The organism is Arthrobacter sp. D3-18 (assembly GCF_054408525.1).
This window is the reverse complement of record NZ_CP096440.1, coordinates 1,691,307-1,710,366: the sequence shown is the minus strand read 5'-3', so window position 1 is coordinate 1,710,366 and position 19,060 is coordinate 1,691,307. Positions and strand designations below refer to the sequence as shown.

Annotated in this window: 22 protein-coding genes; 15 read left to right on the top strand and 7 right to left on the bottom strand. The window is 61.0% G+C overall.

What is annotated here, in order from left to right; genetic code table 11:
- The first annotated feature begins 11 nt into the window (after positions 1 to 11).
- The 13 genes from M1D89_RS09980 (at position 12) to M1D89_RS09920 (ending at position 10,149) form a co-directional block, all read left to right on the top strand.
- The gene (locus M1D89_RS09980; protein WP_498650200.1) at positions 12 to 929 is read left to right on the top strand and encodes a phage distal tail protein; all 918 of its coding nucleotides are present in this window, start codon (positions 12 to 14) and stop codon (positions 927 to 929) included.
- A gap of 1 nt (position 930) precedes the next feature.
- Positions 931 to 1,953, top strand: coding sequence for a hypothetical protein (locus tag M1D89_RS09975; protein ID WP_498650198.1), 1,023 nt, complete (start codon positions 931 to 933; stop codon positions 1,951 to 1,953).
- 23 nt (positions 1,954 to 1,976) lie between these two features.
- Positions 1,977 to 2,324, top strand: a complete 348-nt coding sequence (locus M1D89_RS09970) for a hypothetical protein (protein ID WP_498650196.1) — start codon at positions 1,977 to 1,979, stop codon at positions 2,322 to 2,324.
- Positions 2,308 to 3,189 (top strand): hypothetical protein, encoded by an 882-nt coding sequence (locus tag M1D89_RS09965; protein WP_498650194.1) that lies wholly within the window; start codon positions 2,308 to 2,310, stop codon positions 3,187 to 3,189. Before M1D89_RS09970 ends, M1D89_RS09965 begins: the two co-directional genes overlap by 17 nt.
- Before the next feature lie 8 nt (positions 3,190 to 3,197).
- The gene (locus M1D89_RS09960; RefSeq protein ID WP_498650193.1) at positions 3,198 to 3,764 is read left to right on the top strand and encodes a hypothetical protein; all 567 of its coding nucleotides are present in this window, start codon (positions 3,198 to 3,200) and stop codon (positions 3,762 to 3,764) included.
- Positions 3,765 to 3,775: 11 nt separating this feature from the next.
- A complete protein-coding gene (locus tag M1D89_RS09955) occupies positions 3,776 to 4,192 on the top strand; it encodes a hypothetical protein (RefSeq protein WP_498650191.1) in 417 nt (138 codons plus the stop codon).
- Positions 4,193 to 4,194: 2 nt separating this feature from the next.
- Positions 4,195 to 4,545: a hypothetical protein gene (locus M1D89_RS09950; RefSeq protein ID WP_179017484.1), complete on the top strand. Its 351-nt coding sequence runs from the start codon at positions 4,195 to 4,197 to the stop codon at positions 4,543 to 4,545.
- 120 nt (positions 4,546 to 4,665) lie between these two features.
- Positions 4,666 to 5,682 (top strand): hypothetical protein, encoded by a 1,017-nt coding sequence (locus M1D89_RS09945; RefSeq protein WP_498650189.1) that lies wholly within the window; start codon positions 4,666 to 4,668, stop codon positions 5,680 to 5,682.
- A complete protein-coding gene (locus tag M1D89_RS09940; protein WP_498650187.1) occupies positions 5,683 to 6,663 on the top strand; it encodes a tail fiber domain-containing protein in 981 nt (326 codons plus the stop codon).
- Positions 6,663 to 7,028, top strand: coding sequence for a hypothetical protein (locus M1D89_RS09935; RefSeq protein ID WP_498650186.1), 366 nt, complete (start codon positions 6,663 to 6,665; stop codon positions 7,026 to 7,028). Before M1D89_RS09940 ends, M1D89_RS09935 begins: the two co-directional genes overlap by 1 nt.
- A gap of 3 nt (positions 7,029 to 7,031) precedes the next feature.
- Positions 7,032 to 7,649, top strand: a complete 618-nt coding sequence (locus tag M1D89_RS09930) for a hypothetical protein (RefSeq protein ID WP_498650184.1) — start codon at positions 7,032 to 7,034, stop codon at positions 7,647 to 7,649.
- An 11-nt stretch (positions 7,650 to 7,660) separates the two neighbouring features.
- On the top strand, positions 7,661 to 9,085 hold the full coding sequence (locus M1D89_RS09925) for a hypothetical protein (RefSeq protein WP_498650183.1): 1,425 nt from the start codon (positions 7,661 to 7,663) through the stop codon (positions 9,083 to 9,085).
- An 83-nt stretch (positions 9,086 to 9,168) separates the two neighbouring features.
- On the top strand, positions 9,169 to 10,149 hold the full coding sequence (locus M1D89_RS09920) for a hypothetical protein (protein ID WP_498650181.1): 981 nt from the start codon (positions 9,169 to 9,171) through the stop codon (positions 10,147 to 10,149).
- Here M1D89_RS09920 and M1D89_RS09915 read toward each other — a convergent pair.
- The gene (locus tag M1D89_RS09915; RefSeq protein ID WP_498650178.1) at positions 10,079 to 11,365 is read right to left on the bottom strand and encodes an O-antigen ligase family protein; all 1,287 of its coding nucleotides are present in this window, start codon (positions 11,363 to 11,365) and stop codon (positions 10,079 to 10,081) included. The genes M1D89_RS09920 and M1D89_RS09915 overlap by 71 nt on opposite strands.
- Positions 11,362 to 11,613 (bottom strand): hypothetical protein, encoded by a 252-nt coding sequence (locus M1D89_RS09910; protein ID WP_498650177.1) that lies wholly within the window; start codon positions 11,611 to 11,613, stop codon positions 11,362 to 11,364. Before M1D89_RS09910 ends, M1D89_RS09915 begins: the two co-directional genes overlap by 4 nt.
- 117 nt (positions 11,614 to 11,730) lie before the next feature.
- Here M1D89_RS09910 and M1D89_RS09905 point away from each other — a divergent pair, with 117 nt between their 5' ends.
- Entirely contained in the window at positions 11,731 to 12,102 is a 372-nt protein-coding gene (locus M1D89_RS09905) for a hypothetical protein (protein ID WP_498650176.1), read from the top strand.
- Here M1D89_RS09905 and M1D89_RS09900 read toward each other — a convergent pair.
- The 5 genes from M1D89_RS09900 to M1D89_RS09880 form a co-directional block, all read right to left on the bottom strand.
- Positions 12,091 to 12,327, bottom strand: a complete 237-nt coding sequence (locus tag M1D89_RS09900; protein WP_498650174.1) for a DUF3263 domain-containing protein — start codon at positions 12,325 to 12,327, stop codon at positions 12,091 to 12,093. The two genes, M1D89_RS09905 and M1D89_RS09900, sit on opposite strands and share 12 nt — an antisense overlap.
- Before the next feature lie 199 nt (positions 12,328 to 12,526).
- Entirely contained in the window at positions 12,527 to 12,688 is a 162-nt protein-coding gene (locus tag M1D89_RS09895; RefSeq protein ID WP_498650172.1) for a hypothetical protein, read from the bottom strand.
- 88 nt (positions 12,689 to 12,776) lie between these two features.
- Positions 12,777 to 13,718, bottom strand: coding sequence for a type II secretion system F family protein (locus M1D89_RS09890; RefSeq protein WP_498650170.1), 942 nt, complete (start codon positions 13,716 to 13,718; stop codon positions 12,777 to 12,779).
- Entirely contained in the window at positions 13,715 to 14,569 is an 855-nt protein-coding gene (locus M1D89_RS09885) for a type II secretion system F family protein (protein WP_498650168.1), read from the bottom strand. Before M1D89_RS09885 ends, M1D89_RS09890 begins: the two co-directional genes overlap by 4 nt.
- Positions 14,569 to 15,792, bottom strand: a complete 1,224-nt coding sequence (locus tag M1D89_RS09880) for a TadA family conjugal transfer-associated ATPase (protein WP_498650166.1) — start codon at positions 15,790 to 15,792, stop codon at positions 14,569 to 14,571. The genes M1D89_RS09885 and M1D89_RS09880 overlap by 1 nt, the downstream gene beginning before the upstream one ends.
- A 284-nt stretch (positions 15,793 to 16,076) precedes the next feature.
- Here M1D89_RS09880 and M1D89_RS09875 point away from each other — a divergent pair, with 284 nt between their 5' ends.
- Positions 16,077 to 18,800, top strand: coding sequence for a GH25 family lysozyme (locus M1D89_RS09875; protein ID WP_498650164.1), 2,724 nt, complete (start codon positions 16,077 to 16,079; stop codon positions 18,798 to 18,800).
- The last annotated feature ends 260 nt before the right edge of the window (positions 18,801 to 19,060 follow it).

The window sequence follows — 19,060 nt, the reverse complement described above, 5'->3', positions numbered from 1 at the left end:
AGGGGCCTGACATGCCTTACCCATCCCCGATCACCTACCCATCCGGGCTGTTGTTCCCAGGAACCTCGCTCCCGGAGAATCAGGGCAGGTCACCCATTGCCTTGGGTGACCTGCTCATGAACTGGGTAGATGAAGACGGCACCATATGGGCGGTGGAGAAGAACCCCGGCTGGCTCGGCTCCCCGGGCTCCACTGCCCAGTTCAACCAACGCGCTCGCGGCAACGGGACGACGACAACTGAGGGCTTCCTGACGGGCAAGGTACTGCCCATGGAGGGCAAGATTCGGGCCCGGTCGCCGGAGGCCCTGTCCTTCGCTCTAGACAGGCTCAACGCGGCCGTGAGCGTGGACCCGTTCACCCTGCTGGTTTCCGAATCGGGCAGGGTCCGCCACATGCAGGTGCAGCGTCAGGACGAGATCCTGACAGACACCCTCAAGGACGGATTCACGGCCACGTTCAGCATTCAGGTGTTCGGCAAAGACCCCCGCAAGTTCGGAGACCTCGAGTCAGTATCCACGCTGCTGCCCTTCGCGAGAGGAGGCCGGACGTACCCGGCCACCTATCCGCTGGTCTACACCGGAGTTTCCAACAGTGGCCGAGTGCGGATCCATAACCCGGGCAACACCCAAGCCCCGGTTTGGCTGCGCATCGACGGCCCCATTCCCGCCGGCGGCTGGACAGTAACCCACGTGGGAAAGAAACGAGCACTCACCTTCGCTTCGGCCCTGGCGCTCGCCTCTGGCGAATTCGTCACCGTGGACATGGACCGGCGCGAGGTTCTCGCACAAGGACAGTCCGCGCGGCAGGGATACATCACTTCCCGCGGCTGGTTCTCCCTTGATCCAGGGGACAACGAAATTGCATTTAGCGCGGCCAACTACTCGGCTACCGCGCAACTGACCGTACTCACCAAACCGGCTTGGAGCTGAGATGACTATTACTTGCCAGCCTATGGACGCGGCTGAAGGCCTTGATCTTCCGGCTTATTCGGCGTCGAACGAGCGCCAGGCCGACGCTGTTACGTTCGGGGGCGGCTCTGGCCTGCCGCTGGCGGCACGTTCCGGGTTCCGCCCTGGGACAGGGAACGTACTGACTGCCAGCTCCACTACGTGGACGTTGCAGCCGTGCGCCATCATGATTTCACCGAAGGCGGCTACTGCTCAGGGGTCTTACCGATGGGCTACCGATGCGAATCTCACCGGTGCGATCATCGCTGCCAATGCGACGTTGCCCCGCAAGGACATCGTTTACATTCAGGTCAACGATTCATCCTCCGGGGATGGTTCAGGGGGGTTGAATGCCCCGCCGGTATATTTGGCGGGCACTCCATCTGCCACGCCTGAAGCTCCGGACCTTCCGGAACGAAGCTTCTTGGTCGGGACGATCACTGTCCCGCAAGTCGGGGCGGGATCACCCACGGTGGTCCGTAACCCGGCTGTGTTTGTGGCGGCTGGAGGTATCCAGCCGGTTTCGAGCTTGACGGAGCGCGGTGAGCTTTCGGCGTATGACGGTCTTGTTGTGCGACGCATGGACCTGCCAGGGCGGCCGCTCGATGTTCGTGACGCCACAGGGTGGCAGGACGAAACCCCCGCGCCGATCACGTTCGCAGCCGGAACCCCTCCGGTGTATCGAAACGCCGGCACCTACTACGATCAAACGCTTGCCGACGCAGCTGTGACCCGCAACGGGCGTCGCGTATCGGGGCAGGGTGCGATCGCTAACAATGTGCCTGTGACGTTCCTAAAGGACACGGAATACATCATCGGTACCGTGCCAGCGGGCTTCCGACCTTCCAGCAGATCTCCACTCTTTCAGGTGGCTCCCGGCGGTTACGTCTGCAACATGTGGGTGACCACCAGCGGGCAGATCCGCGTGAGCTTCTTCGTGCCGGTGCCCTCGCAGGACGTCGGCAAGATGCTGTGGCCGTTGGATGGCACCGGATGGAACGGCTGATGCCAGACAGGAGGGGCTGACGTGTGGAGCCGACAGCGCTTATCACTGCAATTCTCGCCGTCTTCACTGCTGCCGGCGGAGGGGCTTGGAAGCTCATCGACCGCGCAGACAAGAAGCGTGAGCGGAGGGAGGTGGCCGTGGAGGAACTCCTGAAAGAACGAATCGCCTCCCTCGAGGCCGAGAACCGCCTCCTAAAGGCGGACAACGTTCAACTGGCCGCCGACGCTGAGAAGCAGCGCCGCAAGGACAAGCGGTACACGTCGCGAGTAAAAGCTTCCGCGGGTAAGTGGCGCGAGCAGCTCCTCGTGAATGACATCCAACCTGATCCGAAGGATTGGCCAGTGGAGGACGACCATGACGACACTGAATGATCCCAAGCTGCTGGCCGCAGCGGAGCTCTCGTCTAAGTCCAGGAAGTCTGACAAACGGTGGAAGCTGGGGCTCGCGCTCGCCGTGCTGCTGCTGGCGGCAGTGACTGCCATTGCGGTGGTCCTGGGCAACAACAATGCTCGCCTCGCAACTGAAAACGGGGAGTTCGCATCCAGACAGCAGGTTGAAAAGAAGGAGATCGCTCAAGAAGCACGGCAGGCACTCTGCGGCTCCGGCGATCGAGAGATCTACGACAGGGACCTCTGCGAGAAGTGGGCGGAGGCAGCCCAAGAGCCAAACGTGGAGCCATCGGCTCCCGCAGTCGTTGGCGGACCATCCCAGCCAGACCTGGTCAACGCTTTCCGCGAGTACTGCGCGGGGGGTAACTGCAAAGGCCAGGACGGCCAGCCGCCTACACCTGACGACGTCGCCGCGGCTTTCGCGCGGTTCTGTGCTGACGGCCGGTGCGTTGGGCCAGCTGGCAAAGATGCAGTGGACGGGCAACCTGGCAGAGATGGCGAGTCCCTTCCGCCGGAACCTGCAATGGTCCTCGCTGCGGTCAGTGATTACTGCTCCACTGGCGCGTGCCGAGGTGCTGACGGAGTCGATGGACCGCCGCCCACTCCTGAAGCGATTCTCGCGGCAGTCCAGCAGTTCTGCGCCGCTGATGCTTGCCGAGGGCCGGCAGGCAATGACGGGCAGAAAGGTGACAAGGGCGATAAGGGAGATCCACCCTCGTCGATCGTCATCGTGGACCCAAAGACCGGCCAGACGCTCACTTGCACGCCCGACCCTCCAGGTTCCACGACATACACGTGTGCAGCTGCTGCTGCCCCGGAGGCTACACCAGCTCCACCAACCACGTAGGAGGCGTTATGGCATTCGAGCTTTCACGGTTCCAGTTCTGGCTGGCCTCTGTTCTTGGGGCCTACATCGATCAAGACAATTTCGCCGGCGCTCAGTGCTGGGACCTGCACGCACACTTCGCCCGGTTCTTCGGCCTGCCCGTCATCAACACCACCGGCGGTTCGGGCCAATGGGCTGGGTACGCCGGCACCATGTACCGGGACTATCCCCAGACGGCAGCCATCGAGGCCGCCTACGAGCGTATCCCCGCGTCCCAACCGGGCGAGGCGGGAGACACGGCCGTTTGGGGTGACTCCTTCTGGTACTACCCGAAGACCCACGTCGCTCAGGTTATTGAGGATCTCGGCTACGAGTACCTCCGCTGTGCATCCCAGAACAGTTCTGAAGGCCGGTGGGACAACCCGTTCCCCGGCCAGTCGTCCGGGCCGGTGCTCGATCAGTGGCTCCCCAAGAAGGGCCTCCTCGGATACCTGCGTCCCCGAACCGGCTTGGTCTTGCAGGGCGAGATCGTCACGGCGCCCAGCTACACGCTCGATGAGCAGTTCCTCCTCAACCTCGGCCTGACCCTCCCGTAAGGAGAAGCACCATGGCAGAACAACCATCCAAGGGCATGTCCAACCAGGACAAGCTTGACTTTCTCATTGATGCCATCCTCGTCGGCGGCGCTTCGATGGATGGCACCAACTCTCTTCAGTTCCAGATCAAGCAGGCTCCCGTTGATGCTCTCTGGAACGCCCAGATCGACTGGGGCGAATACCAGACCTCCGCTTACCAGCAGCTCGCCTACAACGCGCAGTCGATCGCACAAGCCAATGCCGCACTGGCTATGCAGCAATCACAGCTGAAAGCGCAGAACTCCCTGCTCCAGCAGCTCGTGGCGCAGCTCAGCCAAGGCGTCCCGGTCGTCATCGACTACGACCGCATAGCAGCTGACATCAAGGCCAACATGCCCGAATTTGAGCTGCCCTCATTCGAAATCATCCCCAAGACCAACAAGGACTAAACATGGAATCGCTCGACCCTCAAACCCTCAAAGCGCTCGCTGATCTCGGCCCGGTCGCCCTCTGGCTCCTCGCAGTGGGCTTCTTCAGCCCCCTGGTCATTGCAGTCATCCAGCAGTCCGGCTGGTCACCGCGTAAGCAGGCCATTGTGGCCTTCCTCTTCTACGTGGTGGTCGCCACGGTGACTGCCTATCTCAGCGGGATTTTCAGTACCGCCGGCGTGATCGTGGCTTTGCTCGTCATCTTCGTCACTGCCGGGAACAGCTACAAGCTGCTGTGGAAGCCGACGGGTGTGGCGCCTGCGATTCAGGCAGCTACACCGATCGGTTCGAACCAGGGCAAGCACGAAGCGTAGCTTCCAAACGTAGGGGGTCCTCACTTGGCCATTTCTTGGGTTGCCGTGAATGCGAATAGCGGCACGATCATTGGGGACCTCCCTACGCTGACTGTTGGCGGCGCTCTTAAGCAGACGCTGATGCGGTACGAATCTCAGACAGCGAATCTGCCGATCGGTGATGATCCTCCTGAAGGCTGGAGGCAGGCTACCCGCCCGGGCGCGGTGTTCTTGGTGGCTCTTTCGGAGCCGGAAGAGAATGAGCCCCGCGGCCTCCCGCTTTGGGGCGGCCTGATCATCCGGCGAACGCGGAAGGTCGGCAACGGGGTGGACCTCAGCTTGGTCACGGCTGAGGGCTACTTCGACCGGGTCTACGTCGAGGACGAGGCGTTCACCGCCACGGCACAGAACATCATCGTCAAGACCATGGCGGAGAAGTACGCCAAGACGACGGTCACGAAACGCGGCCTCCCGCTGCGCGTCCAGATCGTTGGCGGCAACGGCGTGCTCCGAGACAAAAACACGTGGAAGGACGCAGCAGACAAAACGCTGTACTCCGCACTGACTGACTTCTCCGGCTTGATCGGTGGCTCTGAATGGACCGTCGGCTGGGAATGGGTGGACGAGACCAAGCTAGGCCTAGTCCTCTACGTCGGTGACAGGATCGGCAGGACACCACCAGCAGGCCTCGGCCCAGCCGCGCAGTTCTACCTGCCCGGCTCAGTCACTGAAGCCGAGCTGGTGGAAGGGTACGGGGCCGACGAGGGCGCCAACGACGTCATGGCCGTCTCCACAGGCACTGAAGGCGCTCGCCCCCAGTCCCCGCACCAAAAGGTCACCACGGATCTTCGGCCCCGATTCGAATACAGGTGGACCCCAGAGAGCGACATCAAAGACACCTCCACACTCACGCAGCATGCTCAACGGGCGCTCGCCGCATTGAAGGACGGTTCATTGGCGATGACGTTGACGGCCAACCGGGACGAGGCGCCGAAGCTTGGCCTGGATTGGTTCATTGGCGATGACGTTGGGTTCGACATTGAGGCCCCGGAGTTTCCTGACGGGCTGGTGGGCACTGCTCGCTGCGTTGGCTGGGAGCTGACAGACGAAACGATCACTCCGCTGATTGATGTAACTGCCGTGAGGGGGATCGACTAAATGGCTCAGCCAGGACTCCCGGGATCACAGTTCCCGGGTGAGGATGCGATCAACCGCAGATTCCGCGAGCTGGAGCAGCGCGTCCAGCAGTTCAGTGCGGCGAACATCCTCGCAACAGCCGGCATCAACGCTGCAGCTGGTGGTGTGCTGGTCAACGGATTCATGCAGTTCCGGCGCACCGACGGCACAACAGGCGTGCAGGTAGACCCCGAGACAGGCACCTTTACGGTGTTTGATGACGCCGGAGCGGCTCCTGTTACCCGGTTCGGTGAGTTGCTGGAAACCGCGCCGGGTGAGTACGGCGTGGAAGTGCTGGTTGGTTCCACGTGGGTGCGCCTCGGTAACCAGGTCACCACCTGGGACGGCGTATCGGGTAAGCCGGCGACCTTCCCGCCGTCAGGACACTCCCACCCCGGAGCTGACATCACCTCGGCCGTGGCGAATGCGACCAACGCCGTGAACGCGACCACCGCGACCACGGCCACAACCGCGGCGAATGCCACGGAGGCCACTCACGCGGCCCAGGCTGACGGTTCGCAGTACGGGTGGACGAACAATGTCGCCGGCGGAAGCTTCTACGCGCTCTGGGTGGGCAACGATGGCGGTTATCACTTCGGCCGGAACGTCTCCTCCATCAAGTACAAGGAAAACGTCACCGATGCAGACGTCGATCCTATCGACGTCCTCCAGCTGCGTCCGGTTAGGTACGACCGGAAACCCACCTACCGCTTCCCTCAGGACGCGGACGGCAACCGGCTCATAGGCCCTGAACAGCAATTCCTTGGCGCAAAGGGCGAGTTCGGCCTCATTGCAGAGGAAGTTGAGCACTCACTTCCCGAGATCGTCACCCGCTACGACGGACAAGTGGACGGCGTCCGCTATGACCTGCTGGGCGTCGCGCTCCTGCCCGTGGTCCAAGCGCAACAAAACCAGATCGACAAGCTCACCGCGGCTGTCCGCGCTCTCGGAGGAGATATTTGATGGCACGCAGAACTTGGGCCAACGGCATCATCGGGAACACCCCGCTGAACGCGGCCAGACTCAACGACCTTGAGGAGGATCTGGAAGCTGCTCTGATGCAGCTCGCGCGATCTCCCGAGGCACTGTTCAGCGGTTCGGTGGTAGTAAACGATGACGGCGCACCAACCTCAGCAAATGTGGTTTGGCCAGACGGCTCGACAGGCGTCTACTCCGGTACTGCGTCCGTGGCATGGCCAGGGGCAGTCAACTCCTACACCATCACCAAAACGGGCATCCCCGTACTTAAATTTACTCAGCCCATGGTTACCCGCAACGAGGCCGGCGACATCACCACCCGTCCCGCCATCACAGTCACCGAGGAGTAGCACGTGACCACCGTCCATATCTCCCTGGTCAACCCACAACCCGACGGCAGCACACAGCCCGCCCGGGCCACACACCGCTTCACCCCGACAAAGCGCCGGCCCCTCACCGGCACCCCGGGCACTATCGTCCTGCCGACACCCTTCGAAGTCGCGCTCGCTGATGGCACCGCCGACGTCGAGCTTGAACCCAATGGTCCGGACTGGGCTTGGCGCATCGATGAGTACGTGCCAGGGGCAGCAACCCGCACCACCTACGTGGCAGTCCCCGACGTCACCGAAGTGGACTATCCGGATCTCGTGCAGCTGGACCCATCCACACTCGACCCATCACCACTACCGCAGCCGGTGTGGATCGGAGCGCAGAACATCGCGCTCGCCGCTACGCCTGAGCTGCTCATGATCGGTGCGATTACTAGAGACGCAGACGGCGCTCCATTGTCCGCTGCTGTCCTTTGGCCCGACGGAACCGCCGGCGCTTACACCGGGACGCCTTCCGAGGAGTTCCCAGGGGCGGTCGACGCCTACACAATCACCCACGGCACGCTCACCTACACGCAAGCCCTGGTCACTCGCAACACCTTCGGCGAGATCACCGCCAAACCACCCATCACCCTGAGCTAAGGAGCTGCCCCATGGGAATCCTGGACTTCCACCGTGTGCCTGATAAGGCACTCCCCGAACGGCTTTCGGAAGGGGAACTAAATGCCACTTATGCCCCCGCGGCAGTCGGCTCCGGAGTGACAGCGTCCCGCGCACTCACGGCGACTGACGTGGGCAAGGTTCTAGAGGTGAACTCCGGGACAGATGTGACGTTAACGCTTCCCCTCCACACTGAGGTCACGATTCCGAACGGGTCTGAGATCGACGTGATGCAGGTGGGTGGTGGCCGCGTTTACATTAAGCCCACAGCCATCAACGACTACCCAGACCACGCAGAAGGCGGGGTTGGCTCAACATTCAGTCCTCGCAACTCCGCTACCATCAGCGTCGGCGCGTTTGGGCCGTCGGGCGCGCAGGCCTACCGCTCCACCTCATCCGCGACAGGATCTTACGGAGCATTCGGGCGCGTCCTTTCGCTCGCGTCTCTCGGCTACGCGCCGGGAGACAAGATCAGCCTTCGCATGTGGATGAATCCATCAGCGGGCGCGCCATCTGCAACATTCACTGTCCGCTGGAAGATTGGAACAGGGACCCACTCTGAAACTACTGCCGCGTACATCTCAGGGACGGGCGAACGCTACGTCACAAACCTGACCATCCCGGCAGGCTGTGACGGGCTGCAGCTCGTGGTCTACAACAGCGCGGGACTCGTCGGTTCTACCGTGGACTTCGGAGAGATCGCCATGCAGAAGTCAGCGACTCAGCTCGCTACTGTGGCTGACGGCAACGACCCTGGCTACTTCTTCACGGGGGTAGCGAATGCTTCCGCCTCCATGGGTCCGCTCATTGTCGGGGAGCAAGCAGTACCATTGCGCGGCAGGGTGAAACTCCGTCAGGTCTCTCAAGGGACTTGGCTTTCGACGCCACAGGGCACGGCGGACAACGTCCTGCTTGACTCGGACTCGCTTCTGGTGGATCGCGATAACGGCCAGGCAGGCATCGCCCCTAGGGGCATCGTCAAGGGAGCCGGCGCCGCGCTGGTAGCTAACACTGCATACGCCCGCCGCGTGGCACTTTCCCGGCGAATGACACTGACGTCTGTGAACTTCATGGTGGCCACCGCATCAGGAACAGATGACCCGGTGGATGCCGGGACCTACTCGGCCGCAGGCGCCCGGCTGGTGAGCTCTGGCGCCGTGACCGGAAAGCTGAACTCCGTAGGAGTGAAGTCGGTGACCATCGCCACGACCATTCTGGAGCCAGGAACTTACTACATAGTGGTGGCGGCGAACAGCACCGCCTCGCTCATCTCGGATTCATTCATTGGCGCTGCGTTCGGAACGGCAATGCCGCAAGCAGAGGGCTTGACGAAAGTCACGAGCTACCCGCTGCCTTCGACCCTGACGGGGATGACGGTCAGTGACTCCGCTCCTACTGTTTGGCTGCGTGAGTCATGAGCCTAAAAAGGAAATCTCTCAGGCAGGAGACAGACCACACTCGGCCTCTGCCTTGGGCTCCGCCAACCCTGACCAGTCCGCGGATGGTCACGATCACCGATGACCCGGCTACACGCAACATCACTCTCGACCCAGGGCAGGACTGCTACATAACCGCGCCCACACCAATTACCTTCCGAACGGATCAGGACAAAGCGGACGCGATAATCCAGATCTTCGGTGGCGGAGATGTTGTCTGGATCGGAGGGCACATCATTGGCGAGGGTGGGCCGGTAACCACCGTCATGACACCAGTAGGAGCCGATGACACCACGATCAACGTCGCATCAACAGCAGGGTACCCAGCCTCGGGATACCTGCGATTGGACGGCGAGGGCATCGACTACACAGGGACCACGGCAACCAGCTTCACCGGCCTGACACGCCGATCTGGCTTCTACAACTCCGGCTCAGGTTCCAGCAATACAACCCACGTTGTCGGCGCCAAGGTCTACTTGGGTGAATACTCTCGTTCTGCTATCAGCCGCGTTGCTGGCACCGGGCATACGCACCTCGAAGGCATCTTGGTCGAGGGCTTCATAAATGACTGTCTCCGCGCCAACCGGAACAGCCCGCTTCTGACGGTGCAAAATTGTCGATTCGGGCCGAACCGGAACCACGAGCCGGGCGGGCAGTCCGACGGTCACCCGGACGTGATCCAGTTCTGGGGAGGCGGCGTGCAGGAGTTCAGGATGGCGAGGTCTTCCCTCATGGCAGGCGTGTCAGGACGGGCAATCCTAAACGCGGCCAGCGGCACTACTGATCCAGCAGTCGGAAAGGTTGTCCTGCAAGACGTGGACTTCATCACCAGCAACATGACCAGCCGGTTGATTGAGAATGCCGACGCCTCGACCGTTTGGGAGGTATCGAATTCCTGGTTACGGACCTACTCGCCTAAGTCCTATGTCTGCCAGGACTCGGTTTTGGCCGAAAAGCTTGGTCTCGCGGAAGTGGTCAGTGCCGTACCAGATTTTTGCCCAGTGGGGCTGGCTGGAGTTGGCTACGTGTCTCCTGGCTACGTGTAGCCACCGCGCATGATGCGCCAATGATGAGTGGCAGAAGATGGGCGAACGGCGCAAGCCCGAACTTGGCTGTCTGGACGGGAGCCTCAACGACGCCCAGCGCCAGAATCGCGATGAACATCATCAACAGTGCGTAGCGCTCCTGCTTCTCAACGCGGCGTAGGAGCGCTACGCCGGCCGCGAAGACACAAATCACAGCGACCATGCCGCCGGAAACCGCAAATTCAAGCCAGAAATTGTGAGGACTGTAGTTGGCGAGAAATGACATCTCGGGAGGCTGCGCCGACCAAAAGCCGGGGCCATTCCCAATGATTGGTTGTTGCGAGAAAAGCTCTTGGGCGCGAGACCAGAGTCCGCCGCGGTAGGTAGCGAACTCGCGAGGAAAGGTCCCTACGGCTGTCACGACTGAAGCCACGAGGACGCCAGCGAACGCGAAGATAGGAATCCAAGCTCGGCTCTGCCAGTTTTTTGAGGCCAGCAGGACGACGGCGGACACTATCCAAGCTGAGATCGCGGCGGAGCGACTTCCGGACGCTTCGATCATGATGAGCCCAGCCGCCGCCGTGAGGATCATCGGGAATTTCCGCAATCCCAGAAGTGCCAGGGGAAGCAGGAGAGCAATGGCTACACCGGCAAAGTTCCCGTTATTAGTGATGGGGGAAGTGAGGACTTCCCCGAACGCCGAACACTTGTCCAGCCGGCAGAGCCCAATAATGTTGATTGGCGCTACGAGGGCAGTCCCCGCGATGGCCATAACAACCAACAGCAGCGAGGTCCGAGCGGACCTAAACCAAGCCTCCAGTGGTATCGGGGATGCCCGTTGGAACAGTGCGGGCAGAATCAACAATGTCGGCAGGACACCAGCCACACCACTGGTCCCGGAGAAGACTATGAATGGCACTGAAAGCGCCACGCTCGCGAATACCCATACGCCTGGCGAAAACAGCTTCGCGTCACCCCGCACCCTGAAAGCCAGCAGCGCGACTGACATGAAAAGCGCCGGACCGTAGGTCACGAGCAGGTAGCTTGTTCCGCTGTCCGCGTCACCACTGAATATGAACGATCCAAGGGCAGCTTTCACGACGACGGGCCATGTAACCGTGCAGTGGAACCATGCCATCTCCAGCTTAGGAAGGCGAGTGGACTCACCTTTCCGTGCAGTGATGTAAGCCAGGCTCAGCAGTGCAAGACAGCAGAGCAGGGCAACTTGGATCGTCACTGGCCGTTTTCTTTGTGGCCGAAGAAGGAAATCAGAAGAATCCCCGACAAAATTAGCGGGAAGTCCCAAGCACTGTTGAGTTCCCAGCCAAGCATGAAGATGCCAGGGACGAGAAGCGCAATGCCCAGTGCCACCATCCACGGATTCTTCATCTTGGGCTTAGCTGCCCGGTGAGCCAGATAGGCGTCCATTCGGTCGCCGGCTTCTGCCTTCAAACGCTCGGCAGGCGTCATTCCCCTAGTAGTCATGCGCTGATTATATCCGTCCCGAATCGGGCAACATAAGACCGGTTATGTTCCCAGACGTAATAGAGCCCCACCCTGCCAGAGGGTGGGGCTCTATTGTCGTTAAGTCATGATGGAGGCATGCCGATCCTTCCCCCGACGTCGTTCCTGCTTGACGGGCGCACCCATGAGTTTGAGCGCCCGGAGCGAGTGGGGCCCGTGGAGGACGTCAAGTCATGGGAGTGGGGGCACTACCCGAAAGTGCACGCGCTGGTGCTGCTGAAGGCTGGCGGGACAGTCGGGGTATACGCCCATGCGACACACTGGAACCGGACCCAGATCCATGTCCAGTGGTACGACGACGAAAAGGACAGCCTGAATGCTTGGCTGCCTAAAGAGAACGTTCGGCCGGTCACTAACTCGGAATGGGACATCGATGAGTACAATCGGTGCCCGGACTGGCTCCGCATAGTTCAGTGGGGCAAGAGGTTTCCGGGGTTCTTACCGGAGTAGTCTGCTGGCCGTCCGCACCATAGAACGTCGCCTGGTCTTGAGCTGGGCCACCGTGGCCGGACGGTACGCCACGGCGGCCTCTGTCTGGATGAGTTGGTTGACCTCTTGCCAGTATCTGGTCGGCGTCATGCCGAAGCGTTCCATGGCGGCCGAGTCGAGAGAGCCAGCATGCTTGAACTTCTCGCTGGCAAGGTCGAGCATGGCTTTTTGGGTGTCGGTGAGCATTCCGGAAGCCTATGTGAGGGCAGCGACGGTTTGCCGCTTCGAGGCGTGCTTGATGGGTACTTGACGGGTTCTTGACGACGGGGATCTAAGGCTCGGGTCCGGGGCTCCTGGCTTGCGTAGGTGAGATTAGACGGCAGTCACTAGTGTGACTGCTGCCAAGTCCCACCTTTCCACGCAAGTTCCGCGGCGCTGGGTGAGATCAGACCACAGTCAAGAAGGTGATCATCACCCAACCAGGTACGTCACCGCGCTCGCGATCTTCCCTGTAGGGCATCGCCCTCAGAGCAATCACCACGAACATCCGTGAGGACCGAAGCAGAGGGAGGAAGACAGCGGACAATTTGTTGGTAACTCGTTTCATGGTTTTCCCCAATGTGTTTCCAGGAGGCACTGACGTAGCGTCGCTGGTCGAATGTACGGATAGGACGGGACAGATTGATGGCTGTGCGCTAAAGGCTCATTTCCAGAGCCGCAATGGCCGGGAAGGCAGCGAAGACTACGGTCAGAGGAAGCACGCCGAAGACAAGCGGCACCATCATGGCAATCTCTTTTCGGCCTGCAGACTCCATGAGTTCCCGTTGCGCGGCGTCGCGGACGTCTGCCGCTTGCGCCCGTAGGACGTCCGCCAACGGCGTCCCGCGTTCAACAGCAACCACCAGACCGTCAATGAATCTGACCAGGGGCGGCAATTCCGCCCTTGATGAAAAGGCCTGAAGTGCTTCCGTCAGCGGTTTCCCCGACCGTGTATCGGCCAGGATTGTGGCAAATTCCCCGGAAAGTTCACCATTCGAGCTGCGGCTGACCCTGTCCATTGCGCCCATCGCGCTTTCTCCCGCTGCAACAGCGAGCGCCATGAGCTCCGCGAGGCTGGGAAACTCGGACAACATCCTTGATTCCCTCCGTTTGATTTTCAGTCCCAACACAAAGTCGCGAAGCAGGTAACCTCCCACCGCGCTTCCAAGGACCGCGATACAAGAGACGACCGGACTGAAGCGCCCGGAGGTCGCGCCTGCGATAACCACGAGGACAGCGAGCACGAAAGCGGCGCTGGCCCACAGAAACTGCTCAGCCCGGAAATCCAAGGTTGATTTGGTTGATCCTGCGCGGGCAAGCCTCTTGCCCAGGGCTGTGAAACCGGGATTGAAGCGGGACATGGCGATGATTGCATCGCGAATGACGGGGCGGAGAATCCGTTCCAACGGGCCGAACGGCGTGAGATTCTGTGTTGGCGCGCGGAGAAGGCGCGAATCGAGGTTCTGCGACTTCAACTGCGGTTCAATGCGGTCAGAGAATCTCGGTGGCCGCATGAACGGGAGCCGCACCAGCATTAGCCAGCATCCGGCGCCCAGGACCAGGCCGCACAACACGGCGAAAGCAATCGAGGTGTTCATCGAAAAACCCGCTCATCCTCTGGCAAGGCGCCAACGCGAAGCATCACGGAGTAGCAAAAGACTGAGATCAGCAGCCCTCCCAGCAACACCACCGCGCCCATGCCGGAGTTGAAAGCCATCATGGCTTCGGGCCGGCTTGCCATGACCACCAAAACTATCCAGGGAGCAGCTACAGCAAGCCGGGCAGCATTGATGGTCCAGGACTGGCGGGCCTCAAGCTCACTGCGGGTCCGGGCACTGTCACGCAGGAACACCGAAAGGGTACCCAGCATGCGCCCAAGGTCTGAACCGCCCACTTCCCGGGTCATTCGCAAGGCCTCTATGATGCGGTCGGCTACAGGGTCTGCCAACCGATCCTTGAGTCTGTTCACCGCCGCCTCAAAATTCCCGGCGGCTCTATAGTCGGCTCCAAAGTCCAGGAACAATTCCCTGAGCCCTTCCGGTCCGTTGTGTCCCAGCTGGATCAACGCCTCCGGCAGTGCAAGGCCCGCACGAATCGCTGACCGCAAGTGGTCCACCACATCCGGCCACAGCTGCCGGAGCGCAGTCCTGCGCTTCCGGGCCCGCCAACGTACAGCCGCAAACGGAAGCCAGGAACCGAATATCGCAAAACATGAGGCAACCGCCGGCGACCCTGTCACAACGTAGAACGCCAGCAGTGCGAACATGCCGAAGCCGGTGCAAGTGGCCAGGAGTCCGCCGCCCGTTACTTTTTCGATCCCTGCTGACATCAGAAGGAGGTCCAAGCGACGGGGCTTGCTTCTTCTGGATTCAACCCGTGGCTCGACCCATGCGGACCACCAAACGAGGAACACTCCCAAGCCACACAAGATCCCAAGCAACGGCGCCATCAGTTCAACTCCAAGAGGGCAGCCACGTCGAAGCCTGCCCGCGAAAACTTTTCGGCAGCCGGCATGGAGTTTGCCCTGGGCTGCAACTGACCTGCAACCATGCCAAAGACACCAGTGGATTCGATGATCCCGTTTTCCACCCTGCGCCCCAGGGAAAGAATTTCAGTTACCTGCCTACGCCCGGTTGAATGTCGGCCGCAGTGCACCACGAGGTCGATGCAGGATGCCACTGTGGGTACTACGAAAGCGCTGGAAATATTCGCTCCCGCCAGGAGGGGTAGCGTGCAGATCTTAGTGACGGCATCGTGTGCAGAATTGGCATGCACGGTGCACATCCCCGGCAAGCCGGAATTCAGGGCGATCAGCATATCGAGGCTTTCGGCTTCGCGGACTTCTCCCACGACCAAGCGGTCCGGACGCATCCGAAGCGCTTCCTTAACCAGCCGCCGTAGCGGAATTTCCCCTTCACCTTCGAGATTTGCCTGGCGGCATTGCAACCCGACCACGTCGCGCAGCGGGAGCTGCAATTCAAAGATCTCCTCAACCGTGATGACACGTTCACGGGAACCGATGCTTGCGGCAAGGCAGTTCAGCATGGTTGTCTTCCCCGCCTGGGTGGCTCCCGACACCAGGATGTTGAGCCCGCTGGCTACTGCCGCGCCAAGGAACCTGGCGGCTTGCGGCGTCAGACTTCCCAGCTCAACCAAGTGTTCAAGTCGGTTTGCCCGCGCGATAAATTTCCGGATGTTGACAGCCCAGTGCTTACGGGTGATGTCCGGGATCGCTACGTGCAACCTGGATCCGTCGGGAAGTGCCGCATCCACGAAAGGGGATGAGAGATCCAAACGGCGCCCCGAGCTCTTGAGCATCCTTTCCACGAGATCCCGCACTTGCTGATCGCTGAGCGTTACTGCCGTCAGCTCGGATTCCCCATTGCGAGCCACATAGATCTCGTGCGGCGCATTGATCCATACCTCTTCGATTCCGGCATCATCCAAGAGCGGCTGCAGCGGCCCAAACCCCGCAACGGCGTCAAAGATGTGTTGTCGGGCGGCCTCGAGGTGTCCGAGTGAAGGCAGGGGCCCTAGGAGTGCCCGCTCGTCGTAGTCGTTAACGGCCTCATCTACGAGAAGCCGAACATCCTTTGTTTGTTCCAGCGGATCGAGCCCGCGGCGTCGTATGAGTTCCCGGACTTCTCCCTCGACGATTTTTACAGCATCCACATCTCTCCCCGTGATCATGAACCCGTAAATGAGAGGCTCATCTCGAGTCATTCACGCTAGGCGAGCGCAGGCAGACGCCCAAGTCACCGAGAAAGCACGTGTGGATAAGTGCCCCCTTCTGTCACATAAGCATCCTGAATCCCACTAGTCACTCCAGTTTCGGAATGTTAGGGTAAAGCCCGTTAGGAGCTGGCCTTTGGTCTCATGCGCAGGCGCCCGCCCTGGAGCTTGTCCGCAAGCCACACCATGCGCCGCTAAGCCGCGGTACAGGGCCGGATGTGAAAATGAAAACTAGTTCGATGGACCCGGTCCACCGCATCCCTCTGGCACGTGCCGGCCTGGCGCTTACTGTCGCACTGCTGGCGGCTGGCAGCCTTGGAGTTCCCGCATGGGCGCAGCCCTCCGGCCCTCAACCAGCCCCGCCTTCCAATACTCAGGAAAGCCCGCCGCCGCAGGGCCCCCGGCCAGCCGGCGACGGCTCTGGGTCCGCTCCGGACAGCGGGTTGTCAACGGGTGCGCCGGTGCCCGATCAGCAAGAGCGGCCGGCCGCCGTCGAACCCTCACCCGTAGTGACAAGCCCAACCGCCTCCGGACAACCCGAAGCGCCTGCCTCAACGCACAAATCAATGCCCGGCAACGCCCCGGACGCCGAAGCCATGAAATCGGCCATGCGAGCCGCCATTCCAGCCGGTGGCGCAGAAATGGGACAGCGCTCGCCGAGAGTAATGGCCAAGCAGCAGAAGGCGGCTTCGCAGCCTTCCGGAGCGAAGGCAATCGGCGGAGCCGTGGATTCAGCATTCCCCATGGCGGCTGACCCGGGGCACTGGCGCCCCACTATCGGCATTGCCGGACAGGACGTCAGTGCCCACCAGGGCAACGTCAACTGGCAGAACCAATGGAATCAAGGTTCCCGATGGGCATACGTCAAGGTCTCTGAAGGCAACTACTACCTCAATGAGAACTACACGCAGCAGTACAACGGATCCCGCAACGTAGGAATGGTCCGGGGCGCATACCACTTCGCTATCCCCAACTGGTCATCAGGCGCCGATCAGGCCCGATATTTCGTGGCAAACGGTGGTGGGTGGACAGCCGACGGTTACACGCTGCCACCCGTCCTGGACATTGAGTACAACCCCTATGCCGGACGGACCATCAACGGGTTTTACTTCGGCAACACGTGCTATGACATGTCCAAAGCGCAGCTCGGACAGTGGGCTGCCGACTTTGGCAATACAGTCAAGGCCCTGACCGGCCGCTTCCCGGTGATCTACAGCACCACCGACTGGTGGAATACCTGCGTGGGAAACTCCACCTTCGGAAGCTACCCCCTGTGGATCGCCTCCTACTGGAACAACCCAACCAACTCCCCGGGTAACCTGCCGGTCAGTTGGGGCAATTACACCATGTGGCAGTACAGCAGCACCGGCCCCTTCGAGGGTGATTCAAACATTTTCAACGGCACCTATGACCAGCTTCGGACATTTGCGCGTGGAGTCCCCCGCCCATCCAGCCCCTCCATCCGGTCCGGGGCTGACGTGCTCGCTGCCATGCCGTCCGGACGTCTGGACAATTTCCCCGCAGACGGCCAAGGCCGCATCACGGGACCGGTAGCGATTGGGTCCGGTTGGGGAACTGTGCAGTCCGTCCACGTCGTTGACTGGAACCAGGACGGAGTCCAGGACATCCTCGCCCAGTGGCGGGACGGCTCCCTCCAAGTCTTCCGCGGCGCCTCCGGCGGCGGATTCCTTTCACCGTTGCTGGTAGGAACCGGGTGGCAGGAGATGTCGCTCACGGTTGGGTGGTGGAACTCAAGGGACGCTTATCCGGGTGTCATCGGCCAGGATGGCAAAGGAAACCTTTACCGATATACGAATGCGGCAGGAGGTGCCCTCAACGGAGGTGTGCTGATCGGGACCGGATTCGGCGGGCACCAATTCAACCAACTGGACTTCGACGGTGACGGCAACCAGGACATCGTCTCCCGGACGACCGATGGCATCATGCGTCTATACCGCTCCAACGGTGTGGGATCGTTCCTCCCCGAGCCGGCCCGGGTAATTGGCAACGGGTGGTCCGGCATGACATCGGTGAGCTCCGCGGCGGGTTTCAACGGCTCCGGTTCGCAAGGGCTGCAAGCCCGGGCTGCCAATGGTGACCTGTACTACTACCCGGCAGTTTCCGGATCCTGGGGCAACCGCTTCCTCATCGGAGTGGGATGGAATGACGCGAACGTGATCAGCGGCGCACCGGTCAACGTTGAGAGCACTCTCGGCGTGGACCCGCAAGACGTCGTGGCCGCTCGTCAAGACGGCAACCTGTACCGTTACCCTGGTTCCGGGTCTACTTCCTTGTTGCCAGCCGAGCTTATCGGCACGCAGTGGACCGGCCTTAAGGCCGGTTTCCTCGCAGACTGGAACAACGACGGCGCTTTGGACATCGTTGCGCAGTGGACCGATGGGCGGCTTAGCGTCTACCCGGGATTCACGGGCCGGGGCTACGCTGCGCCGATCAGTCTCGGAACTGGTTGGAAGGACTGGACGCTCACAGTAGGTTCGTGGAGGAAGTCTGATGCTCGCCCGAGCATCGTTGGCTACGACCCAACGGGTCGCTTGTTCCATATCAGCAATCCATCCGGCACCGCCTTGGGCTCCCGGGTTCAGATTGGTACAGGTTGGTCCGGATTGGACATCGCCCAGATGGACTTCGACAAGGACTCCACCATGGACCTCCTCGCGAAGAATGCCGCCGGCGATCTATTGCTCTACCGGTCAAATGGCAGTGGAGCACTGGTCCACGAAGCGCCCGGCATAGTGGGAACCGGTTGGAACGTGGTCAACAGCTACGGAGCCATCCGTGGATTTGCAGGAGCAGGTTCAACCGGAATCCTGGCGCGGACCACCAGCGGCGATCTGCGCTACTACCCGGTAGGACAGAATCGCAGCTGGGGTTCGCCCACCAAAGTCGGCACTGGTTGGGGCGGGCTGAAAATCTTCGCCCCCGCCTGAAGTTAGATCGCAGCGCGCTCCGAGTCTGAAATTCGGCAAGGGCCTGCACACTCCGAAAAGGAGTGCGCAGGCCCTTTCACATTTGGCAAAAACTACGCATAGGAAACAAATAATGTTTAGGCCAACGCACAGGTCTAAATCCCGGGATTGCGTGATCTAATGAAGGTGGTCTCACGTATTGGCTGTTCAGCGCATTCGGGAAACGGGCTTTGTTTGGGGGCAAGCGAAGGTCACCAATGCGCACAATCAAGGAGTGATCT